We start from the raw sequence: 26,254 nt of genomic DNA, 5'->3' as shown, positions 1-26,254 counted from the left end.
CCAGGCCCGGTCCGGGCCTAGCCGAGGGCCTTGACCGAGGCCACCAGTTCGGCGGCCACCTTCTGGCCGTCGCCGTACAGCATCTGGTTGTTGTCGGCATAGAACAGGTGGTTCTCGATGCCCGAGAACCCCGCGCCCTTGCCGCGCTTCACGCAGATGACGTTCTGGGCCTGGTCGGCGTTCAGGATCGGCATGCCGTAGATCGGCGACTCCGGATTGGTCCGAGCCACCGGGTTCACGACGTCGTTCGCGCCGATCACCATTGCGACATCCGCGGTCTTGAACTCCTCGTTGATCTCGTCAAGATCGAAGATGATGTCGTAGGGCACGCCGGCCTCGGCCAGCAACACGTTCATGTGCCCGGGCATGCGGCCCGCGACCGGGTGGATCGCGAACTTCACGTCCACACCACGCTTCTGCAGCAGCTGGGTGAACTCCCAGATCTTGTGCTGCGCCTGCGCGACGGCCATGCCGTAGCCCGGCACGATAATGACCTTCTCGGCGTAGGCCATCATGATCCCGGCATCGTTGGCCTGGATCTCCTTCATCGTGCCTTCGATCTCTTCCTCGGCACCCCCGGAGGAGCCGCCGAACTGGCTGAACAGGATGTTCTTGATCGGACGGTTCATCGCCTTGGCCATCAGCTGCGTGAGCAGCGTACCGGCCGCACCGACCACGATACCGGCGATCATCAGGGCCGGGTTGTCGAGGACGATCCCCTTAAGGCCGACCGCGAGGCCGGTCAGCGCGTTGTACAGCGAGATGACCACCGGCATGTCGGCGCCGCCGATCGGGAGGGTCATCAGTATGCCGAAGGCCAGCGACAGCACGAAGAACAGCAGCAGAGTGAACGAGCCGATCTCGCCGCCACTGGTGGCCATCATGAAGCCCAGCAGCACGGTGATCGCGAAGATCGCGATGTTCACGACCTGCTGGCCGCCGAAGGTGAAGGTCTTCTTCATCAGGCCTTCAAGCTTGGCGTAGGCCACCAGCGAGCCGGAGAAGGCCACCGAGCCGATCAGCGAGCCGGTCACGGCGATCGCCAGACCGGTGTTGGTGACGGTTTCCGGGGTGGCCTGCAGCAGGTAGATCGCGCCGATACCGGCCGCGGCGCCGCCGCCCATGCCGTTGTACAGCGCGATCATCTGCGGCATGTCGGTCATCGCGACCTTCTTGCCGCTCCACCAGGCCAGCGCACCACCAATGGCGATACCCAGGATGATCAGGGTGTAGTTCACGCCGCCGGAGATCTCCGGATGCACGAAGGTCACGAGCGTGGCGATCACCATGCCCACGCCGGCCCAGATGATCCCCGGACGCGCGGTGGTCGGGGAGGACATCTGCTTGAGGCCGACGATGAACAGCACCGCCGCCGCGAAGTAGGCGAGGTTGATGATCAGACTCATGCCTTATCTCCCTTCTTGTCGTCCTTTTTGCTGGTCGTGAACATCTCCAGCATGCGTTCGGTGACGACATAGCCACCCACGGCGTTGCCCGCGGCCAGGATTACGGCGACAAAGCCGATGGCCTGTTCCAGCGGCGTCTGGGCATGGCCCAGCGCGACCATGGTCCCGACCAGCACGATGCCGTGGACAAAGTTGGAACCGGACATCAGCGGGGTGTGCAGGATGACTGGCACCTTGGAGATGATCTCGTAGCCGGTGAAGGCCGCGAGCATGAAGATGTACAGCGCGATAAAGCCTTCGATGATCATGATTGCGCTCCCTTCAGGGCCTCACGGGTGGCCTCGTGCACGATTTCGCCGTCGCGGGTCAGCACGCTCTTGGCGATGACCTCGTCTTCCCAGTCCGGCTTGAATTCGCCGCCCTCGGCGATCATCGGCGTGAGGAAATTGAGCAGGTTCTTGGCATACATCTCGGAGGCGTGCAGCGGGACCTGCGAAGGCACGTTCAGCGGCGCGTGAATGACCACGCCCTTGTGCTTGCTGGTCTTGCCCGGCTTGGACAGCTCGCAGTTGCCGCCGCCCTCGGCTGCGAGATCCACGATCACCGCGCCTGGCTTCATGCCCTCGACCATGTCCTTCGGGATCAGCTTCGGGGACTCGCGGCCCGGGATCGCGGCGGTGGTGATCAGCACGTCCGCCTTGGCGATGTATTCGCCCAGGGCGTCCTGCTGCTGCTTCTTCTCTTCCGCGGTCAGTTCGCGGGCATAGCCGCCTTCGCCCTCGGCGGAGACGCCCAGATCCAGGAACTTCGCGCCCAGCGATTCGACCTGCTCCTTGGTCGCGGAGCGCACGTCGTAGGCCTCGACCATCGCGCCCAGGCGTTTGGCCGTGGCGATCGCCTGCAGCCCGGCCACGCCGGCGCCGATCACGATAACCTTGGCCGGGCGGATGGTGCCGGCCGCGGTGGTCAGCATCGGGAAGAAGCGGCAGGACAGATCCGAGCCCATGATCGCGCCTTTGTAGCCGACCACGGCCGCCTGCGAGGACAGCACGTCCATGCTCTGCGCGCGCGAGATGCGCGGGATCAGTTCCATCGCGAAGCTCAGGATCTTGCGTTCCTGCATCGCCTTGACCACGTCCGGGTTGCGGTGGGCGTGGAACAGGCTGACGACGGTCGAGCCCTCCGGCAGTTGATTGACCTCTTCCACCGTCGGCGGCGCCACGCGGACCATCAGGTCCGACTGGCCGTAGGCCGCTTCGGTGTCGACTACGGTAGCCGACTCGTAAGAGTCATCCGGGAAATGGGCGTTGGTGCCAGCCCCTTTCTCCAGTTGCACGGTGACGCCCAACTGGGCGAACTTGGCCGCCACCGTCGGATCCAGGGCCACGCGGCGCTCGCCGCTGGCACTCTCCTTGGGAACGGATAATTTGATTGCCATGCGCTCTCTCCCCGGGCCAAGCGTTCCCGCAATCCCTCCGGGACGTTCGGCCGCGCTCGCGGGTGGTAATAAGGACGCCGAATAAGGCTTTTGTGGCCCATTCGGCGGAAAAAACGGCCAGCAAGTGTAGCGGAATCGCCTTCGCGCTTAAACAGCCCACCCATTTGTCGCGAATTCCGGGCCACCGCCGGCGGCTCAAACCGGTATTTATGCCCTTGTAATTGCGTTGAACGCCCGGCCTGTTTATTGTCAAGCAAGTTTCGTGCGATCCCGCGCCGCGCCAGCGGTCGACTCGGCGAAGGGGACATGGATTTGCTCACGCCCGGGGCGTCGGGCCTGCTCAAATTCCGCGTGAGCAAATCCGTGTTTCCTTGGAGACGGGACGAGGTCATGTTGCCGACCGAGCATCAGGTCCTGCGTACGGACGCTGCGGGCATGCCACTGGAATGGATCGGCCTGGAACAGGCCGTGCGCCTCTATTACACCGAGCAGGTCGCCTACGCCTGCGGGAGTCTGCTGTATCGCGTGCGCGGCGGCATCAACGCCCGTACCGGGCTGCAGTCCCGGGTCGAGGTCAACTCGATCATCGCCACCTTCGGCACCCGCCAGTCCCGCTTCAATCACTACATCCCGCCGCTCAACAACACCACTCTGTTTCGCCGCGACGCACATCTGTGCCTGTACTGCGGCCAGCACTTCTGTGAGCGTGATCTCTCGCGCGACCACGTCACCCCGATCAGCCAGAACGGGGCGGATACCTGGAACAACGTGGTCACCGCCTGCAAACGCTGCAACAACCACAAGGCCGGGCGCACCCCCGAGCAGGCCGACATGCAGCTGCTGGCGATTCCATTCACGCCCACCCACGCGGAGTACATCTATCTGAAAGGCAAGCGGGTGCTGGCCGACCAGATGGAGTTCCTGCTGGCGCATTTCCCCCGGACCAGCCCCCTGCGCGGCCGCCTCGGCTGATCGCACCCGCGCGCCTCGTGCGCGGCTCGCGCTATCCTTGGCAGGGAACCAACGCAACTGGCGTGACTCCGACAGGAGTCATCCACCCTCTATTGCCGCAGGGAGCACCATGAAGTACTTCGGAGAAGCGGATTACCGCCACGGCCAGCCGCGCAAAGCGGGCGTACTGCTGACCAACCTCGGTACGCCGGACGAGCCCACCGCCCCGGCGCTCAAGCGCTATCTGAAGGAATTCCTCTGGGACCCGCGCGTGGTCGAGTTCCCGCGCCCGCTGTGGTGGCTCATTCTCAACGGCATCATCCTCAATATCCGCCCGAAGCGTTCGGCCGCCAAGTACGCCACCGTCTGGACCGACGACGGCTCACCGCTGCTGGCCATCTCGCGGCGCCAGGCCGAGGGCGTGCGCAAGCGTCTGGCCGAACAGGTCGGCGAGGAGGTACCGGTCGCGCTGGGGATGCGCTACGGCAACCCCTCCATCGAGGCGGGCCTGGACGAGCTGCGCCGCCAGGGCGTTCGCCGCGTGATCGTGTTGCCCCTGTACCCGCAATATTCCGGGAGCACCACCGGCTCCACCTTCGACGCGGTGGCCGACGTACTGAAGGGCTGGCGCTGGGTCCCGGATCTTCAGTTCGTCGCCGCCTACGACGCCGAGCCCGGCTATATCGAAGCACTGGCCAGCAGCGTGCGCGAGCACTGGAATGCGCACGGCCGGGCGGACCGCCTGGTGATGTCGTTCCACGGCATCCCGAAGCGCTATCTGCTCAAGGGTGACCCGTACCACTGCCTGTGCCATGCCACCGGCCAGAAACTGGCTGCAAGGCTGGGTCTGAACGACGACCAGTGGCAGGTGACCTTCCAGTCGCGTTTCGGCCGCGAGGAGTGGCTGAAGCCCTATACCGACAAGACGATGAAGGCGCTGCCCAGGGAGGGCGTGCGCACGGTGGACGTGATCTGCCCCGGTTTCTCGGCCGACTGCCTGGAAACCATCGAGGAGATCGGCGACGAGAACCGCGAGATCTTCCTCAAGGCCGGTGGCGAACGCTTCCACTACATCCCGGCGCTGAACGACCGGTCCGACCACCTCGACTTCCTGGCCGGACTGGCCCGCCAGCACATCGCCCCGTGGCTGGACGATCCGGACAATGCCCCCGAGGCACGCGCCGCCGCCCGCGAACGGGCGCTGGCCCTGGGCGCGCAGCAGTAGGCCGCGATGGACGAGACCACCGCGCCCGGGCGAGTCGGCGAACCCGGCGAGACCGAGATCGGCGCCGTGATCATCGGCGACGAGCTGCTCAGCGGGAAGCGCCGTGACCGGCACCAGGAACACCTCACCGCGGCCCTGGCGGAGAAGGGGCTAGAGCTGGCCTGGATCCGTATTGTCGGGGACCACGCCGGCCGCCTGACGCAGACCTTTCGCGAGACGCTGGCAACCGGGGCGGAGGTCTTCAGCTTTGGCGGGATCGGGGCCACGCCGGATGATCGCACCCGCGCCTGCCTCGCCGAGGCGCTTGGGCTTCCCCTGCGGCCGCACCCGGATTTCATGACTATCCTCGAGGAACGCTTTGGCGCAGAGGCCTGGCCGCATCGCGTGCGCATGGCCGAATTGCCGGAAGGGGCCAGCCTGATCCCGAATCCGGTCAACGGCATCCCGGGGCTCAGCTGCCAGCGGCATCACTGCGTGCCGGGATTCCCGGTCATGGCCGAACCGATGGTGCGCTGGGTGCTGGACCAGCGTTTCCCCGGGCGCGATGCCGCCGCCGGCTCGGTCGAGGAGGTGCTGGTGCTCGAGAACGTGACCGAGAGCCGCCTGGTCCCGGTGCTCGAGGCCATGGAGGCGGCATTCCCCGATTTGCGCATCTCCTGTCTGCCACGGATGGACCGCCAGGCCCCGCAGGTCGAGCTGGGTCTGCGCGGCCCCCGCGCCCGCGTCACCGAGGGGCTGGCCGCGCTGCGCCAGCAGCTAATTTCCGGGGGCTTTCTGAGCCACTGACAGGGTAGTGTCGCGCGGTCCAGTGGGGGGCTTGCGCGCCCCTGCTTTCCCGGTATATTGCATTGGGCAGGCACTTGCCTGCGTGCCGCGTTCGCGGCCCGAATGGAAGACCCCGCCCGTGAACCTGCCTGTTCCTGACCCCATGTGGTCGGACCCTGTCGAGACGCTTCCGGCGCGTGCGCCGGGTGTAATCGAATCCCGAGTGCCCGAAGCCTGCGAGCCGGAGGGCTGGCTGGATGCGCTGGTGCACGATCAGCGGTGCGTCTGGCCTGACTTCCTGCCTGCGGAGACGGTCGATGCGCTGCACGACGAGGTCTATGCCCTGCGTGATGCCGCGCAGCTGGCGCAGGCGCGGATCGGTCGGGGTGGCGAGCGCCATCGCGACCGATCCACCCGCGGCGACTGGATCCACTGGCTGGATGGCGCCAGCCCGGCGCAGCAGGCGTTCATGGCACGCCTGGATGAGATCCGTCTGCAGGTGAGCCGGTCGTTGATCCCGGGGCTGTTCGAGACCGAATCGCACTTTGCCCTGTACCCGCCCGGGACCCACTACGAGCGCCATGTAGATGCCTTCCAGGCTGGCAATTGCCGCCGGCTGTCGCTGGTGTTCTATCTGAACCGCGACTGGCGCGAGCAGGACGGCGGCCAGCTCGCGATCTACGACGATGCGGACCGCGAATGCCAGCGCATTCAGCCGACGGCCGGTACCCTGGTGATGTTCCTCAGCCAGACCGTGCCGCACGCAGTGCTGCCCACCCGCCGCTGGCGCGCCAGCATCGCCTCCTGGATGCGTGTGCGCGAGCTTGCCAACCCGCTCGCCGGGCTCGACCGCTTCTGACGCTTCTGACACCGGCCGCGGCGCGTTCTTGCAGCCTGCGGCGACGGCGCCCATGATCGGGGAAGGGCGCTCCGCGCCCTTCGGTCGAGCGCAATGCGGCGGGCCAATATGGGCAAGATCCGGCAATGGCAGGACAACGATCGCACCTCACGAGACACGTCGCCCGACGTGCCCCTGCAGCCCTCGTCGGCTTCGATCTGGGCCGAGCGCTATCAGCTGCGTGACGCCCGGGGCGAGCCGGTGGATGCCTCGGTCGGGGCGATGTTCGACCGTGTCGCCGGGGCCCTCGCCGCGGTCGAGGCGCCGGACAAGCGCGCGTCGATCGAGCGCGAGTTCCGCTGGGCGCTGGACAACGGCGCCATCCCGGCCGGGCGGATACTGGCCAATGCCGGGGCCGAGGCGTACAAGCCGCAGACCACACTGATCAACTGCACCGTCTCGCGCACGATCCGGGATTCGCTGCAGGCCATCCTCGATGCCAATACGGCTGCCGGGCTGACGCTCAAGGCCGGGGCCGGCATCGGCTATGACTTCAGCACCCTGCGCCCGAAGGGTGCGCTGGTCGCGGGTGCGGGCGCGCCGACCAACGGTCCGGTCGCGTTCATGCAGATCTTCGACCAGACCTGCCGCACCATCGGCGCGGCCGGAGGTCGCCGCGGGGCACAGATGGCAACGCTGGACATCGGTCATCCGGATATCGAGCGTTTCATCCTCGCCAAGCGCCGCAAGGGGCGGCTGACCCAGTTCAACCTGTCCGTGCTGGTGCGCGATGCCTTTCTGGAGGCGGTCGAGCGCGACGACGAATGGGCGCTGGCCTTCCCGCTGCTGCCTCTGGAACAGGACGCGGTGGCCGCCTCCGATCTCGTCTATCGCGACTGGCCGGTGGTCGAGGACGGCTACCGCGTCGACGACCAGGGCCGGGTCGCCTGCCGTATCTACCGCCGCGTGCGCGCCCGCGAGCTGTGGGACACCCTGATGCGCAGCACCTATGACGTCGGCGAACCCGGCGTCATCCTGGTCGATCAGGTGAACCGCCAGAACAACGCCTGGTTCGACGAGGTGATCCGGGCGACCAATCCTTGCGGCGAGCAACCGCTGCCGCCGGACGGGGCCTGTCTGCTGGGGTCGGTGAACCTGACCCGGTTCGTGTCCGCGCCGTTCACCGCAGACGCCACCTTCGACTGGACGCGCTTCGAGCGGGTGGTGCGCGTGTTCACGCGCATGCTGGACAACGTCGCGGACATCTCCGGGCTGCCGCTGCCGGAACAGCGCGCCGAGATGCTGCGCAAGCGCCGCCACGGCATGGGCATCCTCGGGCTCGGGTCGGCTCTGGCGATGCTGGGGGAGACCTATGGCTCGGAGTCGGCCGCCGACTTCACCGCAGAGGTCTGTCGCCGCCTGGCGCTGGAGAGCTGGCGGGCCGGGCTGGATCTGGCACGCGAGAAGGGTCCGGCCCCGATCATGGACGAGGACTTCACGCTGACCGCGGACATGCTCCGGCGTCAGCCGGCGCTGGACGAGGCCGGCTATCAGGTGGGCGACGTGCTGAAGGGTCGGGAGCTGCATGCCCGCTTCAGCCCCTACATGCAGCGCATCGCCGAGGAGGACCCGGCGCTGGTTGCGGCGCTGGCCGAGGAGGGCGCGCGCTTTACCCACGCCACCTCCATCGCGCCCACCGGGACCATCAGCTTCTCGGTCGCCAACAACGCGAGCAACGGCATCGAACCGACCTTTCTCCATCACACCACGCGCAACATCCGCCGCCCCGGGCGGCGCACCCGCGAGGCCGTGGACTGCTACTCGTTTGAGCTGCTGGCCTACCGCGCCTGGGTCGATGCCGAGGCGGGACCGTGGGATCTGCCCGCCCACGCGATCACTGCGGACCAGGTCAGTGTGGACGCCCACATCCGCATGCAGGCCGCCGCGCAACCGTGGGTGGACTCGGCTATCTCCAAGACGCTCAACGTCCCGAGCGATATCCCGTTCGAGGACTTCCAGCAGGTCTACCTGCAGGCCTGGCGCGCCGGGCTCAAGGGCTGCACCACCTACCGGCCCAACCCGCAGGCGCAGATGGGCGTGCTGGTGGACCCCGAACGCCTGCGTAGCACCTGGTATACCTTCGCCCTGGCGGATGGCCGGGAGCTGACCCTGCGCGGTGACGAAGAGGTCGAGTACGAAGGCCAGATCCACACCGCCGCCAATCTCTTCGCCGCGCTGGACGAGGGCTACTACGACGACGTCTGACGCCGCCGGGGAGGACACGATGCACCGGATCGACCAGCCCATCATCGCCTTTCGCCGCTCGGACACCCCGCAGGGCGAGGGCGCGTCTAGCGGTGACGACCACCCGCTGGGCAAGCGCATCCCGTCGCGCCCCGAGGGCGAACTCGAGTCGGTCACCGAGAAGGTGCGCTACTGGACCCAGGACGGGCCGCAGACGGTCTATCTGGTGGTCAGCTTCGTCGCCGTCTCCGGCACGGTCAGCGGCGAGCGCGTGACCATCGAGCGCCCGATCGAATTCTTCCTGCCCACCGGGCAGCACTCCGAGTCCTACCAGTGGATCTCCGCGACCATGCGCAGCCTGTCGCTGGCGGCCCGTGGCGGCTACGCCGCCCGCGCCCTGCGCGACCTGCGCAAGGTCACCTGGGACCGCGGCCCGGTTCGCTGCGGCGAGAACGAATACGGCAAACCGCTGTACCACCCCTCCGAGGTCGCCGCGATCGCCCACGCCCTGCAGCGCATCCTCCAGCGCCGCGGCTTCCTGGATCCCGACGGCCACCCCCGCCCGCTACGCGAACTGGTCGCCAACTACCGCGACCGGACCCCGAAAGCCTCCGGCATCCTGGAAGCCCCGTACCTGGTGGCCACTGTCACCCCTTGCCCGCAGTGCGATGGCCATCTCGAGATCATCGACGGCTGTCCCACCTGTCGCGACTGCGGCTACTCGAAGTGCTGAGCATGGTTCCTGGGTAAGGATTACCCGGCGCGTTATCGGTCGTTGAGGGGCGGCCGCCTACGGCGGACGTTAGCCCGTCGTGATGCCGCGTTTTGCGCCCACCCACGGCCGGGTGATACACAGGGTCCGGGATCCCCGATTCGGGTGCAGACGCGGCGGCAGGGGTGCAACGGTCCTGGTCGCCCAGTCTCGGTTCGTGGGGGCACATTTCAGGCAACGAGGACAGCGCATGAATAATGTGGGGCGGAAGGCGAAGTGGGGTGCGGCGGTTGCCGTGGGTGCGGCGATGTTGGGCGTCGGCGCGATCGCCGCGGCCGATTCCTCGGTGGTTGAGGTCGACAATCGCTCCAGCGAGTCGATCCAGGGCTCGGTGCTGGAACTCTCCAGCTACACCGAGCGTTCCTTTAATCTCGCCCCGGGGGCGCGAACGGATCTGAAATGGGACGGCTGGTATCACGAATACGTGTACAACCTGGATGGCGAGTCACCCAATGTGGTGCGCTTTCAGTCCCGTTTTCCCAACCGCGATTACCTGTCGAACGACATCACGATCACCTATTTCGACGGTGACGACGGGGTGGAACACGAGATCGAGTGCGGCGAGCCCTGCTACTGGCCCTGATCCGCATCGATCTCTCCATCTGTGGCGCGCCGGCGCCCTCCTGTCCGATTCAGCTGCGTGGCGTTTGCCGGCAGGCCAGGGCCGGTGTTTGTGGCCACCGGCCGTCGGGAAGCGCGTCAATCAATGCCTCTATTAGCGCCATGATCTTTTGAGTGACTGAAAACGGGACAGGGATCGAATGGGTCGTTCGGTGGGCTGTGCGGGGCTTGTTCCTGCTCAGCCCTTTGCTGTTGTTGGGCCCGGCTGTCGAGGCCGTAGCGGGCACCGATGCCTTCGAACAACAGGCGATGGAATATGCCCCGGCCCCGCTCGCGGGCAGCACCATCGAGCTTGGGCTTGCGGAGGCCGTGGCGTTGTCTCTGCGCCGGAATACGCAGCTGCAAAGCGCCTATCTCGACCGGGTCGTGGATCAGCTCAACCTGGCCGTGGCGGAGGCGCAGTTCCGGCCGCAGGGCACGATTGACCTGTCGGCGCAGCAGAGCCGATCGCCCGGCGACGATGCCGAGACGCAGCGAAGCTCGACCCTGTCACCCACCCTGGAGGCGGAACTGCCGACCGGCGGCCGGATCGGCTTTAGCTGGAACCTGGCCCAGTCGCATGGCGAGACCGGGCTGGCCGCAGCCAGCTCGCGAGTCTCCAACCTGTCGCTGGATCTCTCGCAGCCGCTGCTGCGCGGAGGCGGGCTGGCGGTTGGGCGTGCGCCACTCGAGATTGCGCGTATCCAGGAAGCGATCAGTGCGTTGAGCCTTGAAGAACAGGTTGTCACGGTGATCGAGAGCGTGATCAACGCGTACCGTTCGCTGCTGCAGGAGCAGCGGCGCCTGGAGATCGCCCGTTTGTCACTGGAGCGCACCGAGGATCAGCTGGAACGCAATCGGGCGATGGTGGAGCGCGGGCGCATGGCGCGCAATGAACTGGTACAGACCGAGGCCAGTCTGGCCAATCAGCGTTTCAATGTGAGCCAGTCCGAGGAGACTCTGGAACAGGCCGAGCTGGAGCTGCTGCGTCTGCTGAACCTCGGGCGCGACACGCGGCTGCGGCTCCTGGACACCATCGACCTCGATGAGCTGGATACCCTGCGCGTGGACGCCCCGGCGGTCGATGAAGCGCTGGATATCGCACTGCAGAATCGCCCTGACTACCTGCGCCTGCGCCTCGGGCGCGCCATCGAGGACGTCAACCGCATGCTGGCGCAGAACAATCATCTCTGGCGGCTGGACCTGGTCGCCAGTCTTGGTGCCGGTGGCGAGGGGGATTCCGCGCGCAGCGCTCTTGAGGCCACCTTGGACGAGCGTCCCGGCTACAGCGCCGGGCTGCAGATGGAGGTCCCGCTGTTCGATCCGGAGCGGCCGGTGCGCTTGCTGGAATCGGAGATCCGCCTGCAGCAGGCGCATATCCAGTTTGCCGAACGCGAGACCGAACTGCGTCTGGAGGTTGAGCGCGCGCTCAACGACCTTGATAGCCGCTGGCGCCAGATCGGCTTTGCCCGGCAATCGCTGGAGCTGGCCCGCGAGAGCCTCGAGATCGAGCGCGAAAAGCTGTCGGTGGGGCGCAGCACCTCGTTTCAGGTCAATGCCACCGAACGCAGCCTGCGGGAGGCGGAGCAGTCGTTGCTCAATGCGGTTGTGGCGTATTTGAATGCCCAGAGTGTGCTGGATCGTGTGCTGGGCACCACGCTGGACACCTGGGGCCTGGCACTCCCCGAAGCCGGAGTCATGCCATGAGTCAACAGGAACCGGTCAGTCAGCACATCCTCGATGCGATGGCCGATGGCGTCCTGGTCGTGGACGCCGCCGGGATGATTCGAACGCTCAATCCGGCTGCGGCCCGCATCCTCTCGTTGTCGCCGGAGTCCACCCTGGGGCGCAGTCTGGCCGAGGTCTTCCTTGGCGAATCCGGCTATGGCGAGTTCGTCGATGTATTGCTGGAGGCCATCTACTCCGGCGAGATGGTGCCCGATCGTGTGGTGGCGGTTGAACTGGGCGGCGAGACCCGTTCCCTCAAGCTGACCACGTCCTACCTCGACGAGGGGGCGGCCGGCGGGGAGCGGGCGGTCCTGGCCGTGTTCACGGATGTCACCGATCTCGAGGCCGCCCGGCGCAGCGAGCACGCACTGGCCGAGGAGCTGCGCGGCAAGCACCGGGAGTTGCAGGATGCCTATGTGCAGGTCGAGTCCAGCAACGAAGCCCTGCAGCATGTCTTTCGACGCACTCACCGTCTGCGTTTGGCCGCCACCGTCGCCGTGATCGGCGTGTTTGCCCTGGCCGCGTACTGGGCCATGCCCAGCCTCTCACTACCGGACTTTGGCGAGACCACGGCTTCGCGCGCTGCGCCGGATGTTGTGGATCCGGGTGTGTTCGAGGTGCAGGCGCGTTCGCTTGAATCGACGACGGGCTTTTCGGGGCGCTTCCGGCCGGGCGATGTGATTACCTTGGTCGCCCCGTTCGAATCCACCGTGCTGTCGCGCCACGTCGAGTATGGCGAACGCGTATCCGAAGGCGACGTACTGCTGGAGCTGGACCCCACCGAGGTCCGCATTCGTTACCGCCGCGCTCGCAGCGATCTGGCGGATGCCGAGGCCGAGGTGGAATCGCTGGAAGACTGGGAGCAGAGCCGGGACATGGCTTCGGCCCGGCGCAGCCTGCGCCAGGCGGAGCGCTCGCTCAACAATGACCGCCGCGAGCTGGATGACGTCGAGCATCTGTTCGAGCGTGGCATCGTGCCGGAGCGCGAGCTGCGCGCGGCCGAGGACCGAGTGCAGGAAGCCGAAGTGCGCGTCGAAGCGGCGCGCGAGGACATGGCCGAGACCCAGCGCCGCGGCGGTACGCGTCAGCTCGAGCGCGCGCGCGCCGAGGCCGAGAACGCGCGTGCTGAATACGAGCAGGTGCGTGCTCAGATGGAGGGCAAGCGGGTCATCGCGCCGGTGGACGGTATCGTGCTGGCCCCGATCGACGACGAACAGGACGGCGATCGTCGGGTCGAGTCCGGGTCGCGGGTGAACAGCGGCGAGGCCCTGCTGGCGGTGGGCGACCTGTCGTCGATGGAGATCGAGGGCAGTGTGGACGAGCTGGATATCCACGACGTGCGCGTTGGTCAGTCCGCTCGTGTGCGGATTGCACGCGGGGGCGGCGAGGAGTTTCCGGCCCGAGTGTCGTATGTCTCCTCGCAGGCACAGGAGTCGAGCGGGCGTGGCTTGCCGGTGTTTCGCCTGATCACCCGCATCGACGATCTGGACGCCGAGGCGCTGGAGCGGATTCGCGTCGGGATGTCGGCCTCGGTGGATGTGGTCACCCAGGAGGAACCCGATGCGGTTGTCATCCCGCACGCCTTTGTCGAGCGCGACGGCGACGAGTACTGGGTATGGCGCCAGCGCGACGATGGCGAGCCGGAACGGATCGCGGTCGAGCTGGGAAATTCGCGGTTTGACGGCGTACAGGTCAGTGCAGGGCTGGAGGCCGGGGATCGGTTGATCGCGCCGCCCGGTGGTGGGTCGTGAGCGCTCAGCCCCTGGTGCAGATGCGGGATGTACACCGTCGCTACCGCGTCGGGCCATCCGACGTTCACGTCCTGCGCGGGGTCGATCTGGACATCCAGCGTGGCGAGTTGGTGTCGCTGATGGGCGGGTCCGGTTCCGGCAAGTCCACGTTGATGCACATTGCCGGGCTGCTGGAGCGCCCGTCGGCTGGTGACTACCAATTCGACGGCCACGATGTCTCCCGGATGAGCGCCGACGACCTCGCCCGCTATCGCAATCACCAGATCGGCTTCGTGTTCCAGACCTTTCACCTGTTGCCACGCCTGACTGCGGTCGACAACGTCGGCCTGCCGCTGATGTATCAGGATGTCGGCAAGCGCGAGATGCGGCGTCGTGCTCGCGCCATTCTCGAGCGGGTCGGCATGGGGGATCGCGGCGATCACCGGCCGAACGAGCTCTCCGGCGGTCAGCGTCAACGCGTGGCGATTGCACGCGCCCTGGTGGGCAGCCCCTCGGTGGTGCTGGCCGACGAACCGACCGGGGCGCTGGATTCCCGCGTGGGGCAGGAGATCATGGATCTGTTCCTCGAGCTGAATTCCGAGGGTGTCACGCTGATCATCATCACTCACGATACTGATGTCGCGCGGCAGTGCCGGCGTCAGTTGGTCATCCGCGACGGGGTGGTCGACGAGGATGGCGCATGAGGCCCCGTGTGCTGCTGGGCGAGGCCCTGCGCAACATCGCCGCGACCAAGCAGCGATCGCTGCTGGCCCTGCTGGGGATCGTGATCGGCACGGCCTCGGTGATCGCGATGCTGAATGTCGGCACGATCATGCAGAACGCGATGCTGGAGCAGTTTCGTGCCATGGGCACGAATGTGGTCAATATCCGCGAGCGCTTTCAGCGCGAAGAGGATGGCCAAGCGGTATCGCTGACTCCGGAGCTGGCGTTTGATCTGGGGCGCGAGACCGATGGCCTGCAGCGCGTGGCGCCGTTCAGTACCGGTAGCGCCCAGCTGCAAATGGGCGCGGGCAATCACAACCTGCGCCTGACGGGCGCGACCGAATCGCTGCGCGACCTGCTGCGGGTGCGCCTCGCCCAGGGGCGCTGGATCTCGGATATCGATGGCGTCAGCCTGCAGGGGGTGTTCGGCGCCGAGGTGGCGCAGCGCTATGCGCGCGAGGCCGGGAGTCCGCTGGAGGTGGGCGAGCGGGTCCGTATCGGGGCGTACTATGTGACCGTCGCGGGGATCCTCGAACCCTACCCGCGGGGCGGGGGTGTCAGCCCCGTGTCACCGAACAGCACGGTGTTTCTGCCGCTGGAGGCCCTGCAGCGATTCGAGCCGGACGGGGACCTGGACGGCATCCTTGCACGGGTGCACAACGAGGTCGATCACAGCGCCCTGGGGCAGCAGATCATCGACTGGTTTTCCGATCGTGTCCCGGGCTTGCGGGTCGAGGTCAACAGCGCCGAGCAACTGCTGGAGAACATGGAGGCGCAAAGCCGCATGTTTACCGTCATGCTCGGTGCGATCGGCAGCATCGCCCTGATCGTCGGAGGGGTGGGCATCATGAACATCATGCTGGTATCGGTGACCGAGCGCCGTCGCGAGATCGGAATCCGTCTGGCCATCGGGGCACGCAATGCCGACATCCGACGGCAGTTTCTGGTCGAGGCCGTGCTGCTGTGCCTGCTGGGCGGCTTGCTCGGCGCCGTGCTGGGCACCGGCGTGGCATACGGCTTCGCACACTTCACCGGCAATGCCTTTGTGGCGGCACCCGTGGCGGTCGCGCTGGGCGTCTCCGTGTCGACCCTGACCGGGGTGGCCTTCGGCTACTACCCCGCGTTGCAGGCCTCGCGGCTGGATCCGATCATCGCGTTGCGCAGCGAGTAGGCCGCGCAAACCGCCGCCATCCCCGGTAGAGCCCGGCCAGCATCACCAGCACGGCCAGGCCCTGCAGGACACGATCGCCATGGCGCTGATAGAACGGCCGGTCCGCTACGGTGTGTACATCGATGCTTCGGGTCGTGCTTTCCCAATGCGGGGTCTCGCTTCCGGGTACGACCCGGCCGGCGGCATCGAACGCGGCACCACCCCCGGTGTTGTGCAGCATGATCAACGGGCTGCGGTTTTCCAGGCTGCGTGCACGGGCGATGGCCCGGTGGGCATCGGCTGTCCGTGGGGAGCCGAACCAGGCGTGATTGCTGATGTTCACGATCAGGCCGGCCTGCCCGGCCAGATTTTCCCGCACCAAGTCAGCGAACAGGCTCTCGAAACAGATCGCCGGAGCGAGGGGTATGCCATCGGGGCCAGTCAGCGGCGCCGCCATCGATCCCGGGCTGAAGCGCGAGGCCTGCGGGAGCTGCGTGCGCAGCCAGGGGAGCTGCTTTTCAAAAGGCAGGTATTCCCCGAATGGCACAAGCTTGCGCTTGCGGTAGGTCCCGGACAGGCCAGAGTCGGGCTCGAACAGCAGGGCGACATTGTGGACGACATGATCCCCGTCGCGGCGCTGCTCGGTCCCGTTGACCAGTATGGGCACCCCGATCTCGTCGGCGAGATCGGCGAGCGCGCGATGACCCCAGGATTCCGGCGCCGCCTGCATCGTGATCGCGGCCTCGGGCCAGATCACCAGATCCAGGTCGGGGTCGGACGCATGCAGCCGTCGAGTCATCTCGATCGCGGTCTCGATGTCGTTGTCGCGGTCGGCCGCTGGCATGTCGTCGCGACGCGCATGGACCGGGATATTGGGCTGCACCAGTCCCAGGCGCGAGCTGTGCTCCGGCGCGGCCTGGTCCAGCGCGTCCAGGCGAAAGCTTCCGTATGCGAGCAGGGCGGCGAGCAGTAGTACCAGCAGCAGCGGTGCAGCCGGCGCGAGCGTACGACGGTGCAGCCCGGTCAGGATGCCGGCGGCGAGAAAGCCGAGCGCAGCCGCAAAAAACAGCAGGAGCGGGATGCCGCCGACATCGACCACTTGAGCGAGGCGTGGATGGGCGAGCAGGGCATAGCCGAAATGACCGGGAAGGATCTGCGGCGAAAACGACAGGATGACGGTCAGCAGACCCGCCGCAAGCAGGGCCTGCGCGGGTCGCTCCAGGCGCAGCGCCAGGAGCGAGGCCGTCGCGGCGAACGCGGCATACGGGAGCGCCTGGAACAGCGCAATCCCGAGCACGGTCAGACCGCCCACTGCCCACGGAAGGTCCAGCCATGCCTCCATGCCCGGTACCACCCATCCCACCGATGGCAACCAGTAGCCCAGGCCGGCGAGCAGCCCGGCCGCGGCGGCCGCCCCCGGCCTAAGCCCCTGCAGCGCGAGCCCCAGCAGGCTTATGGAGAACAGAGTGAAGACCCCGGGGAGCGGCCCTTCGGCAAAACTCAGGTGAAAGAGGATCGCGGAGCCCGCCAGCAACGCACCGCGGGCGAGCGCAAACAGGGCAGTCGGCGGGGATAGGGCCGCCGCGCGGGCGGCTTCCCCGGTCGGGGAGGTCGAGCGGGTCAGCGTATGCCGAGGCGGTTCGGGCAGCCGCCACCGCTATAGCGAATTTCGGTGATCTCGACCTCTCCGGAGACCACGTGAACCTCCGAACGGTGGGAAAAGTCGAGCCGCTTGGTCTCGCCGGAACGCCAGCTTTCCCGGTCACGGGCCTCCAGCGTCATCCGTTCCCGGTGGGGGTAGTCATCGTCCATTACGGATGCGTATCCCTGCAGCTCGCTGGACTCGAGCCCGCGAAAGCCGATGCACCCGGTCGCGAAGCTTTGCGTAGCCAGTTGCACGCGATCGCCGCTGCGCAGGACATCGCCTTCGTTGGCCGAGCTTCCGCCCCCCGAGGCGGCTGCGGGCGAGGTAGCGGCGATCGAGAGCAGGGCCATGGCGACAAGAGCTTGGGTGATCTTTGGCATTCCGGATCCTGTTTCGGTGGGTTCGGTTTTGTTTTGCGCGGCCGCGGTCAGCTGACGCGCAGTCCAAGCCGGTCGGGGCAGCCGCCACCGGTATTACTGATCTCGGTGATCTCTACGGCGCCGGACAGCACACGGATCTCGGAGGTGCGAAAGTCGAAGCGCTTGGTTTCTCCTTCCCTCCAGCTCTCGCGTCCCCGTTGCTTGGTGATCGGGTCCCCTCCCCTGTAGGAGACGACCAACTGGTATCCCTGGACCTCGCTGTCGGACAGCCCGCGCAGGCCCATGCAACCCGTGGAGCCGATCGCGGCCTCGACCCTTACAGAGTCCCCGGCGCGGAGCGTGTCGCCCACGCTCGCACTGGATACGCCTGAGGCCATGGCCGAGCCCGAGATGCCCGTGAGGGCGGTTACAACGCCTGCCATTAGCGCGGCGCGTCGAAGCGGCTGATCAATCATGCGGGGTGGCCTCCGTGCGGACTGTCGATTGGAGTGGCTCAACCTAGCACAGCAAGGTTGTAATCCCCGCGGGAATGGTTAGTTCGGCGTGAGGTGGAGCGCCCCGGGGATTGCTGTACACGGGGTGTTCGGGGGAGATGTGGGAGACCGAGTCAGCTCGTCGGCTGAGGGATCGCCAGTTCCCAGCGCTCGAGCACGACACCCATGACGCGATCGAGATCGGTTCGGGCATTCTGGTAGTTGATGGCGGCATCCAGCAGGGATTGTTCCGCTTCGCGAAGATCGCGCTCTACGCTTTCCACCTCGAATCCCGAGGATCGCCCCACGCCGAGTTTTTCCTGTTCGACGGCCACGGACTGGCGCGCAAGCTCCAGCGATTGCTCCGCCAGGCGCAACTGATCCCAGCGACTCTCGAGGGCGTTCAGGTTGCGCTGCACCTCGATGCGGATGGAGGTTCGCAGCTCTTCAGTGCTCAGGCGCGCCTGGCGCTGCTCTACACGCGCCGTACCCAGGCGCTGCTGGCGAGCGGGGCGGTCGCCCCAGGGGATGCTGAGTTGCAGGCCTACCGTATGGCCGGGCGATTCCTCGAAGCCCTGCTCGATCGCGCGCGTGGTGGAAGGGGCATCGCCCCTGACCTCGACCGAGGCGGACAGGTCCAGTTGCCAGCGGTTGGCATCCTCGGCCAGCGTTCGATCGAGCGCGGCCAGTTGCTGGGTGACCAGCGACTGGCGCAGCTCCGGGCGCTGCTCCATGGCTATATCCAGCGCCTGGTCCAGGCTGGGTGCGTCAGAATGGAGCGCCTGTACGGAGCGGATGTCGATGGTGTCTTCCGGCTCGACCGTCGTCCCCGGTTCCAGTCCGATCAGGCGTACCAGTTCCAGCTCGGCCTGGTCTCGGCGCTCAAGGGTCTGCTCGCGTTGCAGTTCCTGGCGCGCCAGGCTCTCGCGCGCGGGCGCCAGGTCGGCCGCGGAAAGCCGACCGCGGTCCACCAGTTCGCTGCGGGTTTCGAGGTTCTGGCGACTGCGCTCCAGGGCCAGTTCGGCTAGCTCCACTCGCTGGTTCTCCAGAATCAGCGTGCGATAGGACTGGATCACCTGGGCGAGGGTGCTGGTGACCTGCGACTCCAGGACCAGCACGTTCCGTTCTTCATTCAGGTGTGCCCGCTCGACGGGGGCCCGCCCAATCTCCAGCCCGCCGCCGCGCAGTAGCGGTTGCCTGATGTCCAGCGTGACCTCGGACGTGCTGTCCTCCGTCCCATCGGGCGCGCTGGATTGCAGCACTCGCTCCACGCGCCAGTTCAGGCTGGCCTGTGCACCTGTTGGGAGCGCCATGCTGGCTCCCGGAGCCACGCTGGCGGTCCGCGTGCGTGTGCCGTTCAAGCCGGCCGAGCGGTCTTCCCGCGCCTCGAGCGATACCGAGCTGCGGGGCTGGAACGTGCGTTCGGCCAGATCCAGGTTGGCCCGATCGAGCACGCGGCCTAGATACGCGCTGCGCAGCGACGCATTGCGAGCGATGGCCAGTTGCAGTGCATCGCGCAGCGTGAGCCTCAGTGGCCCGTCCGCCGACTGATCGCCGGAGCCGACTATGGGGGCGGGCCCCGCGACGCCGTTGCCGGATTCCGCAGGCAGGCTGCTCGCCCCGGCGGCCGTAGCCAGGAAAAGCAGGCAGCCGAAGAATACAGGGTGCTTGAGCAGGCGCATGGAGGCGGCGGAGGTCGCTCTCTCGGTCGGCAGGTGAGTTTCCGGCGACCGCCCGCAAACCGTGCGCGCCATCACATACCGGCAGTATCCCAACCTTGCCGCAACCCCGTAAAGGCAGGGCAGGTTGCGCCATGATGGGTATCCAAGGGAAAGCCGCCGCAAACCGTCCGAATCGGCGCGGGTCGGCCACTTCGGCGCCATCGACAGTCGCCCGCCTGTCGCGACGGTGTCTGCTCGAACAGCCAGGGCAAGGGGCGAGAGTCTTGATTATCGGCCTTGCAGCCTTCCTTTCAGGTCCAGCGTCAGGCACTTCATGCCGCCACCGGATTTCTGAAATTCGTCGATCGCCACCAGGTGCACCTCCATGCCGTGCTGCCGGTAGCGTTCGGCGAGTCCCGTGGCCCGGTCGCTGAGGACGATTCGCTCGCCATCGCTGACCGCATTGAGGCCGTAGGCCAGCGCATCGGCCTCGTTCGCCTCGATCACATTGGGCACCCGATGCCGTACCGCCTCCAGGCTCTCGTGGGTAAAGGCGGGCGGATAGAGCGCAACGGTTTGGTGATCGACCACCGTGAAAGCCGTGTCGAGGTGGTAGAAGCGGGCATCGGTTAGCTGGAGGCTGACCACTTCCAGATCCAGAAATGACGCGAGCTCGGCATGCGCCGCCTGGTCGCTGCGCCAGGGATAGCCGGCAAAGAGCGTGTCGTTCCAGATCAGCGCGTCGCCTTCGCCCTCGAAATCGTGGCGGGGCTGGTAGAGCACCGTGAACCCCTGCTCGCGCAGCCAGCTTTCGAACCACCAGGTCTCGCCCTGGCGCTCTGGATGCCTAAATGTTGGCAGCGCCACCTTGTCACCCACGACAAGCGCGCCGTTAGCCGTGAAGACCATATCCGGAAACCCCTCGACGGGCGGAATCAGATGGACCTCCCAGCCAAGGGTCTGCGTATAGAGCTGATAAAGCGCCTCCCACTGCCGGGCCGCTGCGTCCGGGCACACGGGGCACTCAAGGTCCATCCAGGGGTTGATCTCATAGTGGATGGCGAAGTGTTCCGGTCGGCACATCAAAACGGATTTCGCCATCGTGGTGCTCCACTGGTGACCGGGATCGGTACGAACACGCTTTTGACTTGAAACGTGCCAGCAAGGGTGCGTCCCTTCAAGTCCCTTCGTCGAGGTGCGTGAGCGGGCGCGCAGGGTTGGGTAGAGGCCGGCCCAGCATGGCTGCGCATCCCCCACAGTGGATAGCTGCATAGCTGGCGGGGGCGTCATGGAAATCTCGCAGGCGGTCTCGTACTCTGGCCCGCCATCTGCCTAACCCCGCTGGAGACATCGTGGTCAACATCCTGAACCCGTACGCCGACGATCAGCCCGAGCCGAAGCACATCCTCCTGCGTGCTCGCAGTGGCGAGGCGGTTTCGGCTAACTTCACCCTGCAGGATCGGCGGGGCCGAGAGAGCGCGGCGGAATACCTGTTTCATCTCTATTCCACCATCAAGCAGAAGCTCGGCGAGCCGGTCCTGGATACCGCGGCCCCATCGCCGGACGACCAGGCCGCCATGCAGCGCCTGATCCTGTACTCGGCCGGCGCCCACGACACCATGTTCGGCACCTTCAATGCCTCCAACACCTCCTCGGAGATGCCGGAGGAAGAGCGCAACGAGTTCGTGGAGATCTTCCTGCTGGCCTGCGCCACGGTCATCGAGGGCCAACGGATCACCGTTGACCTGCAGCGCGGCCTCGTCACCGCAGAGGCGGCCTGAGCGCAACGGCCCCGGAATGCCCCCGTGCTGCAAGCAAGGGTTCGAGTGGCGGTCCCGGTTGGGTAGAAGCCGGCCGCGTAGCGGCGCGAAGCCTGTCCTCGCGAGGCCGGAACGGCGTGCGCCGGCAGGCGCGCGACTGGAATAGTCCGACCTGCCCAGCAGGAGCGCAAGCGAGTGGTGGGCCCGGTTGGGTGGAGGCCGGCCGCGCAGCGGCGCGAAGCCTGTCTTCGCGAGGCCGGAACGGCGTGCGCCGGCAGGCGCGCGACTGGAATAGTCCGACCCGCCCAACAGGAGCGCAAGCGAGTGGTGGGCCCGGTCGGACTCGAACCGACGACCAAGGGATTATGAGTCCCCTGCTCTAACCAACTGAGCTACAGGCCCGTAATCGGGGAGGGTACAAACGACTGCGGCGCCATTCTACCCGGAAAGGGAGAGATGGCGCCGCAGAGGGTGGCCGGCGGGGAGCCGGCCGGGTGTTACTCGGCGTCGGTGTAGGTGCGCAGCAGTTCGGCGCGGGTCGGGTGGCGCAGCTTGCGCAGGGCCTTGGCCTCGATCTGGCGGATGCGCTCGCGGGTGACGTCGAACTGCTTGCCGACTTCCTCGAGGGTGTGGTCGGTGTTCATGTCGATGCCGAAGCGCATGCGCAGGACCTTGGCCTCGCGCGGGGTCAGCGTGGACAGGATCTCGCGGGTGGCCTCGGACAGGCTCTCGCGCGCGGCGGAGTCCGACGGCGAGGCGACCTTCTCGTCTTCGATGAAGTCGCCCAGGTGGGAGTCTTCGTCGTCGCCGATCGGGGTCTCCATGGAGATCGGTTCCTTGGAGATCTTGAGCACCTTGCGGATTTTGTCCTCGGGCATCTCCATGCGCTCGGCCAGCTCTTCCGGCGTGGCCTCGCGGCCCATCTCCTGCAGCATCTGGCGGGAGACGCGGTTGAGCTTGTTGATGGTCTCGATCATGTGCACCGGGATGCGGATGGTCCGGGCCTGGTCCGCGATGGAGCGGGTGATGGCCTGTCGGATCCACCAGGTGGCGTAGGTCGAGAACTTGTAGCCGCGACGGTATTCGAACTTGTCCACCGCCTTCATCAGGCCGATGTTGCCTTCCTGGATCAGGTCGAGGAACTGAAGGCCGCGATTGGTGTACTTTTTGGCGATGGAGATCACCAGGCGCAGGTTGGCCTCGACCATCTCCTTCTTCGCGCGGCGAGCTTTGGCCTCGCCGATGGACATGCGGCGATTGATCTCCTTGATCTCGGAGATGTTCAGGCTGGCCTCGTGTTCGGTCTCGGCGAGCTTTTTCTGCAGGCGCACGATCTCTTCCTCGTGCTCGGCGAGGGCGGTGGTGTACTTGCCCTTGGCCTTGCAGGCCTCCTTGATCCAGCCGAGGTTGGTCTCGTTCTTCGGGAAGCTGTCGATGAACGCCTTGCGCGGCATCTGCGCCTGGTTTACGGCCAGTTCCATGATGCGGCGTTCATGGCGGCGGATCTGGTCGATGCTGCCATGCAGCTGGCTGGTCAGCTGGTCGACCATGCGCGGGACCAGCTTGAACTCCATGAAGTACTTGGCAGTGGCCTCGCGCGCGACGGCGTAGGCCTCGCGGTTGCCCTTCTCGAAGGCCTTGTGGGCCTTGGCGTGCAGCTTGCGCAGCTTCTCGAAGCGTTCGCGGGCTTCTTCCGGGTCGGGGCCGGTGTCGACCGGTTCGGCGGCCTCGTCGTCTTCCTCGGCGTCCTCCACCTCGTCGACGATGGCGTCCAGCTCGGCGCTGGCCTGTTGTTCGGCGGCGGCCGCGGCCGCCGCCTTCTGCTCGTCCTGGGCCTTCTGCGACTGTTCCGGCGTCACCAGGCCACGGGCCACGGCCTCGCCGTTGGCGTGGTCGTTCGGGTCGATGAAGGAGACCACCAGATCGGTCAGGCGGCCGTTGTTCGCGACAATCTGATCGTACTCGTGGATCAGCCGCTCGATCGCGCCCGGGTGATGGGCGAGCGCGAACAGGACCTGCATCAGGCCCTCTTCGATGCGCTTGGCGATGCGGATCTCGCCTTCTCGGGTCAGCAGCTCGACCGTGCCCATCTCGCGCATGTACATGCGCACAGGGTCGGTGGTGCGACCGAAATCGGAATCGGCCGAGGCGAGCGCGGCCACGGCGTCCTCGGCGTCTTCGTCGGCAGAGACGGAGCCATCGGACAGCAGCAGGCTGTCGGCGTCCGGGGCCTGCTCGTGCACCGCGATGCCCATGTCGTTGATCATCGCAATGATGTCTTCGACCTGGTCGGAGTCGATGATCGAGTCGGGCAGGTGGTCGTTGACCTCGGTATACGTGAGGTATCCCTGCTCCTTGCCCTTGGCAATCAGTTCCTTGAGCTGGGATTGTTGCTCTTCACGATTCATTACGGTCGTACTCCGAGGTGCCTGGGTCGCTGAATGGGTCGGATCATTCCGGGTCGCAGAAAAATCAATCCTACATTGTAGCAGAAGATTCTTATATTGCCGGGATTCTCCCGCCAAACCCTCTGCCGGGTCGCGGAAATCCCGGTAAGTACTCTGGGGGCGGAGTTTTCAATTTCAATCGCTTACGGCCTCTGGGCCGCGTGCTACGGGGGAATCTAACCGGGGTTTCTCTTCTGCAGTAGTGCACTAAGACGCGCGAGCTCCTCGCGTTGTTCCGTAGTGAGCCCGCCGTCTGCGCGAGTGAGTTCACGAATCCGCGTGCGTGCCTGCTGGAGCAGGAGCTGGCGGGCACAGTCCATGGCCACCTGTTGGGTCACCTTCGGGTCGCCATCGCCAAGTTCCCGGGCGGCCAGGGCCTGCAGGCGGTTGAAGTGGCGATCGTCGCGGAATCTTTCCAGCAGATGGGCGCTGCTACAGCCGGGACGCTCTTGCAGGGCTCCCAGCAGCTTGCCTAGCGTTTGCGCGGCGGTGCCGGGGAAGGCCGTGAGGTCGGCCAGTTCGGACTGGGACCACTCGAGCTCGGGGTGCTGCAGGATGCGCGCAAGCAGCGCCCCCCAAAGGGCGGAGGGTGTCTCCTGCGCCGCGCCCGCCGGCTCGGCGGGTGGGGCATCGGGGATGTCCGCCGGCGCGGAGACGGGGCCCGTCGCGCGGGCGTTCCCGTCTTCGGCCTCGCGCAGTTGCTCGCCCAGCCGCTCCGGGCTCAGGTGGGTCTCCTGGGCGACACGCTCGACCAGCTGGTCGCGGAACAGCGGGTCACGGGTGGTGGAGACCAGTTTCATCGCGGCATGCGCGAAGCGGGTGCGGCCCTCGGCGGTTTCGGTCGGGTGTTCCTCGCGCAACAGCCGCACAAGCGTCTCGGACAGGGGCAGGGCGCCGGTGAGGCGTTCCTCCCAGCCGGCGAGGCCGTCGCGCAGCACCAGGCTGTCGGGGTCGTCGCCCTCGGGCAGGAACAGCACGCGCACCTCGCGCAGGCCCTGGATCGCGGGCAGGGCCTCGGCCAGCGAGCGCCAGGCCGCGCGGCGCCCGGCGGCGTCGCCGTCGAAGCACAGGGTGATGCGCGAGACCTGGCGGAACAGGCTGTCCAGGTGGGCGCGGGTCAGGGCGGTGCCCATGCAGGCCACCGCGCGGCGAAAGCCGGCGCGCGCCAGCCCGACCACGTCCATGTAGCCCTCGACCACCACGATGTCATCCAGCCGGGTGCCAGCCTTGCGCGCCTCGAACAGGCCGTAGATGGTCTGTCCCTTGTGGAAGACCTCGCTCTCCGGGCTGTTCAGGTACTTCGGCTCGCCGTCCTCGATCAGGCGCCCGCCGAAGCCGGTGATGCGCCCGCGCCGGTCGCGGATCGGAAACATGATGCGCGCGCGGAAGCGCTCGCGGATGCCGCCGTCGTCGCGCCGCGCGGCCAGGCCGGCTTCCACCAGCTGTTGCGGGGTGAAGCGTGGCTTGAGTGCCTCGATCAGGCCCGAGGGCGGGGCCCAGCCGATCTGGTAGTCGCGGGCGGTGGTGCCGTCGATGCCGCGGTTTTTCAGGTATTCGACTGCCTTCGGCGTCTGGCGCAGCTGCTGCACGTAGTAGTCGGCGGCCGCGTTCAGGGCCTCATACAGCGGCGCGTGGGCCTCGCGCTTGTCGTCCGCTCCGGCCTCGCGAGGGACCTCCAGTCCGGCCTGCTCGGCCAGCTGCTCCACCGCCTCGGGGAAGCTCAGGTTCTCGTACTCCATCAGGAAGCTGATGGCCGTGCCGTGCGCCCCGCAGCCGAAGCAGTGGTAGAACTGCTTTTGCGGGGAGACATAGAACGACGGCGTCTTCTCGCCGTGGAACGGGCAGCAGGCGGCGAACTCGCGCCCGGCCTTCTTCAGGCTCACGCGGCGCTGGATCACCTCGACGATATCGCTACGTTCGAGCAGCTCGTCGATGAATGCCTGTGGGATGAGACCTGCCATGGTGTCGCCGGCTATTCCTCGGGGGTGTGCTCGTCGTCAGGTTCGCATGATAGCCCAGGGTCGGGGCGCAACACGTCATTGCGGGACGCCGCAGCGGATGCGGCGAGCCCCGGTGGTCTCCGGGGCGGACGCCGGGGTTGCCCGTGGAGATCGCCACGTCGCTTCGCTCCTCGCGATGACGCTACTTTTTACCTCGGCGTCATTGCGAGGAGCCGGGGGCGGCGAAGCAATCGCTATCCGTCAGCCTCCGGTCGCGGGATGGTGTCCGGGTGCTGCCAGGTCATTGCGAGCGCAGCGAAGCAATCTCCAGGAACTGCCACCAGAACACAGCATCAAGCGATTGCTTCGCTGCGCTCG

Annotated in this window: 22 protein-coding genes and 1 tRNA gene; 12 read left to right on the top strand and 11 right to left on the bottom strand. The window is 66.7% G+C overall.

Going from position 1 to position 26,254, the window contains the following annotated elements; all coding sequences use genetic code 11:
• Positions 1-17 precede the first annotated feature (17 nt).
• The 3 genes from G015_RS0100915 to G015_RS0100905 are packed head-to-tail and all read right to left on the bottom strand — an operon-like array spanning position 18 to position 2,844.
• Positions 18-1,406: an NAD(P)(+) transhydrogenase (Re/Si-specific) subunit beta gene (locus G015_RS0100915; protein ID WP_018139014.1), complete on the bottom strand. Its 1,389-nt coding sequence runs from the start codon at positions 1,404-1,406 to the stop codon at positions 18-20.
• Positions 1,403-1,714, bottom strand: coding sequence for an NAD(P) transhydrogenase subunit alpha (locus tag G015_RS0100910; protein WP_012981664.1), 312 nt, complete (start codon positions 1,712-1,714; stop codon positions 1,403-1,405). The genes G015_RS0100915 and G015_RS0100910 overlap by 4 nt, the downstream gene beginning before the upstream one ends.
• Positions 1,711-2,844 (bottom strand): NAD(P) transhydrogenase subunit alpha, encoded by a 1,134-nt coding sequence (locus G015_RS0100905; protein WP_018649190.1) that lies wholly within the window; start codon positions 2,842-2,844, stop codon positions 1,711-1,713. The genes G015_RS0100910 and G015_RS0100905 overlap by 4 nt, the downstream gene beginning before the upstream one ends.
• 390 nt (positions 2,845-3,234) lie before the next feature.
• On the opposite strand from G015_RS0100905, the gene G015_RS0100900 reads away from it, so the two are divergent.
• From G015_RS0100900 to G015_RS0100850, 11 genes are all read left to right on the top strand, one after another.
• Positions 3,235-3,816: an HNH endonuclease gene (locus G015_RS0100900; protein WP_018139016.1), complete on the top strand. Its 582-nt coding sequence runs from the start codon at positions 3,235-3,237 to the stop codon at positions 3,814-3,816.
• Between the two features lie 109 nt (positions 3,817-3,925).
• A complete protein-coding gene (gene hemH, locus G015_RS0100895; RefSeq protein WP_018994539.1) occupies positions 3,926-5,020 on the top strand; it encodes a ferrochelatase in 1,095 nt (364 codons plus the stop codon).
• A gap of 6 nt (positions 5,021-5,026) precedes the next feature.
• Positions 5,027-5,806, top strand: a complete 780-nt coding sequence (locus tag G015_RS0100890) for a molybdopterin-binding protein (RefSeq protein ID WP_020146025.1) — start codon at positions 5,027-5,029, stop codon at positions 5,804-5,806.
• A gap of 118 nt (positions 5,807-5,924) precedes the next feature.
• Complete coding sequence (locus tag G015_RS0100885; RefSeq protein WP_026296487.1) at positions 5,925-6,644, top strand: 2OG-Fe(II) oxygenase; 720 nt, start codon at positions 5,925-5,927, stop codon at positions 6,642-6,644.
• Between the two features lie 108 nt (positions 6,645-6,752).
• A complete protein-coding gene (locus tag G015_RS0100880) occupies positions 6,753-8,888 on the top strand; it encodes an adenosylcobalamin-dependent ribonucleoside-diphosphate reductase (RefSeq protein WP_028490866.1) in 2,136 nt (711 codons plus the stop codon).
• A 19-nt stretch (positions 8,889-8,907) separates the two neighbouring features.
• Complete coding sequence (locus G015_RS0100875) at positions 8,908-9,600, top strand: hypothetical protein (protein WP_020146023.1); 693 nt, start codon at positions 8,908-8,910, stop codon at positions 9,598-9,600.
• Between the two features lie 229 nt (positions 9,601-9,829).
• Entirely contained in the window at positions 9,830-10,222 is a 393-nt protein-coding gene (locus G015_RS0100870) for a hypothetical protein (protein WP_018175232.1), read from the top strand.
• Positions 10,223-10,428: 206 nt separating this feature from the next.
• Entirely contained in the window at positions 10,429-11,946 is a 1,518-nt protein-coding gene (locus tag G015_RS0100865; protein ID WP_018994544.1) for a TolC family protein, read from the top strand.
• Entirely contained in the window at positions 11,943-13,718 is a 1,776-nt protein-coding gene (locus G015_RS0100860) for an HlyD family efflux transporter periplasmic adaptor subunit (protein ID WP_018994545.1), read from the top strand. Before G015_RS0100865 ends, G015_RS0100860 begins: the two co-directional genes overlap by 4 nt.
• On the top strand, positions 13,715-14,401 hold the full coding sequence (locus G015_RS0100855) for an ABC transporter ATP-binding protein (protein WP_020146022.1): 687 nt from the start codon (positions 13,715-13,717) through the stop codon (positions 14,399-14,401). The genes G015_RS0100860 and G015_RS0100855 overlap by 4 nt, the downstream gene beginning before the upstream one ends.
• Before the next feature lie 8 nt (positions 14,402-14,409).
• Positions 14,410-15,591, top strand: a complete 1,182-nt coding sequence (locus tag G015_RS0100850) for an ABC transporter permease (protein WP_020146021.1) — start codon at positions 14,410-14,412, stop codon at positions 15,589-15,591.
• Here G015_RS0100850 and lnt read toward each other — a convergent pair.
• The 5 genes from lnt to ddaH all read right to left on the bottom strand — a co-directional run bounded on the left by lnt (position 15,569) and on the right by ddaH (position 21,001).
• Complete coding sequence (gene lnt / locus G015_RS0100845) at positions 15,569-17,104, bottom strand: apolipoprotein N-acyltransferase (RefSeq protein ID WP_020146020.1); 1,536 nt, start codon at positions 17,102-17,104, stop codon at positions 15,569-15,571. The genes G015_RS0100850 and lnt overlap by 23 nt on opposite strands.
• 86 nt (positions 17,105-17,190) lie before the next feature.
• A complete protein-coding gene (locus tag G015_RS0100840) occupies positions 17,191-17,595 on the bottom strand; it encodes a hypothetical protein (RefSeq protein ID WP_028490865.1) in 405 nt (134 codons plus the stop codon).
• A gap of 47 nt (positions 17,596-17,642) precedes the next feature.
• Positions 17,643-18,050, bottom strand: coding sequence for a hypothetical protein (locus G015_RS0100835; RefSeq protein ID WP_020146018.1), 408 nt, complete (start codon positions 18,048-18,050; stop codon positions 17,643-17,645).
• 152 nt (positions 18,051-18,202) lie between these two features.
• A complete protein-coding gene (locus G015_RS0100830; protein ID WP_020146017.1) occupies positions 18,203-19,750 on the bottom strand; it encodes a TolC family protein in 1,548 nt (515 codons plus the stop codon).
• 267 nt (positions 19,751-20,017) lie between these two features.
• Positions 20,018-21,001 carry a dimethylargininase gene (gene ddaH / locus G015_RS0100825; RefSeq protein ID WP_369773928.1) on the bottom strand — a complete coding sequence of 328 codons (984 nt, stop codon included), beginning with the start codon at positions 20,999-21,001 and terminating at the stop codon, positions 20,018-20,020.
• 80 nt (positions 21,002-21,081) lie between these two features.
• On the opposite strand from ddaH, the gene G015_RS0100820 reads away from it, so the two are divergent.
• Entirely contained in the window at positions 21,082-21,510 is a 429-nt protein-coding gene (locus tag G015_RS0100820; RefSeq protein ID WP_018175241.1) for a hypothetical protein, read from the top strand.
• 304 nt (positions 21,511-21,814) lie between these two features.
• Here the strand turns inward: G015_RS0100820 and G015_RS0100815 are convergent.
• From G015_RS0100815 to dnaG, 3 genes are all read right to left on the bottom strand, one after another.
• A tRNA-Ile gene (locus G015_RS0100815) sits at positions 21,815-21,891 on the bottom strand.
• A gap of 95 nt (positions 21,892-21,986) precedes the next feature.
• A complete protein-coding gene (rpoD, locus tag G015_RS0100810) occupies positions 21,987-23,897 on the bottom strand; it encodes an RNA polymerase sigma factor RpoD (RefSeq protein WP_018139033.1) in 1,911 nt (636 codons plus the stop codon).
• Between the two features lie 215 nt (positions 23,898-24,112).
• Entirely contained in the window at positions 24,113-25,897 is a 1,785-nt protein-coding gene (gene dnaG / locus G015_RS0100805; protein WP_020146015.1) for a DNA primase, read from the bottom strand.
• Positions 25,898-26,254: the final 357 nt, after the last annotated feature.

It is taken from the genome of Thioalkalivibrio sp. ALJ15, assembly GCF_000383695.1.
Lineage (GTDB): Bacteria > Pseudomonadota > Gammaproteobacteria > Ectothiorhodospirales > Ectothiorhodospiraceae > Thioalkalivibrio.
This window is presented reverse-complemented; position numbering and strand designations above follow the sequence as displayed.

Excerpts from the sequence above, each read along its gene's own strand:
- G015_RS0100830 (WP_020146017.1), bottom strand. The coding sequence starts at position 19,750 with ATGCGCCTGCTCAAGCACCCTGTATTCTTCGGCTGCCTGCTTTTCCTG.
- ddaH (WP_369773928.1), bottom strand. The coding sequence starts at position 21,001 with ATGCAGCTATCCACTGTGGGGGATGCGCAGCCATGCTGGGCCGGCCTC.
- rpoD (WP_018139033.1), bottom strand. The coding sequence starts at position 23,897 with ATGAATCGTGAAGAGCAACAATCCCAGCTCAAGGAACTGATTGCCAAG.
- G015_RS0100900 (WP_018139016.1), top strand. The coding sequence starts at position 3,235 with ATGTTGCCGACCGAGCATCAGGTCCTGCGTACGGACGCTGCGGGCATG.
- G015_RS0100875 (WP_020146023.1), top strand. The coding sequence starts at position 8,908 with ATGCACCGGATCGACCAGCCCATCATCGCCTTTCGCCGCTCGGACACC.
- G015_RS0100905 (WP_018649190.1), bottom strand. The coding sequence starts at position 2,844 with ATGGCAATCAAATTATCCGTTCCCAAGGAGAGTGCCAGCGGCGAGCGC.
- G015_RS0100840 (WP_028490865.1), bottom strand. The coding sequence starts at position 17,595 with ATGCCAAAGATCACCCAAGCTCTTGTCGCCATGGCCCTGCTCTCGATC.
- G015_RS0100880 (WP_028490866.1), top strand. The coding sequence starts at position 6,753 with ATGGGCAAGATCCGGCAATGGCAGGACAACGATCGCACCTCACGAGAC.
- G015_RS0100870 (WP_018175232.1), top strand. The coding sequence starts at position 9,830 with ATGAATAATGTGGGGCGGAAGGCGAAGTGGGGTGCGGCGGTTGCCGTG.
- dnaG (WP_020146015.1), bottom strand. The coding sequence starts at position 25,897 with ATGGCAGGTCTCATCCCACAGGCATTCATCGACGAGCTGCTCGAACGT.
- G015_RS0100860 (WP_018994545.1), top strand. The coding sequence starts at position 11,943 with ATGAGTCAACAGGAACCGGTCAGTCAGCACATCCTCGATGCGATGGCC.
- G015_RS0100835 (WP_020146018.1), bottom strand. The coding sequence starts at position 18,050 with ATGATTGATCAGCCGCTTCGACGCGCCGCGCTAATGGCAGGCGTTGTA.
- hemH (WP_018994539.1), top strand. The coding sequence starts at position 3,926 with ATGAAGTACTTCGGAGAAGCGGATTACCGCCACGGCCAGCCGCGCAAA.
- G015_RS0100915 (WP_018139014.1), bottom strand. The coding sequence starts at position 1,406 with ATGAGTCTGATCATCAACCTCGCCTACTTCGCGGCGGCGGTGCTGTTC.
- G015_RS0100910 (WP_012981664.1), bottom strand. The coding sequence starts at position 1,714 with ATGATCATCGAAGGCTTTATCGCGCTGTACATCTTCATGCTCGCGGCC.
- G015_RS0100890 (WP_020146025.1), top strand. The coding sequence starts at position 5,027 with ATGGACGAGACCACCGCGCCCGGGCGAGTCGGCGAACCCGGCGAGACC.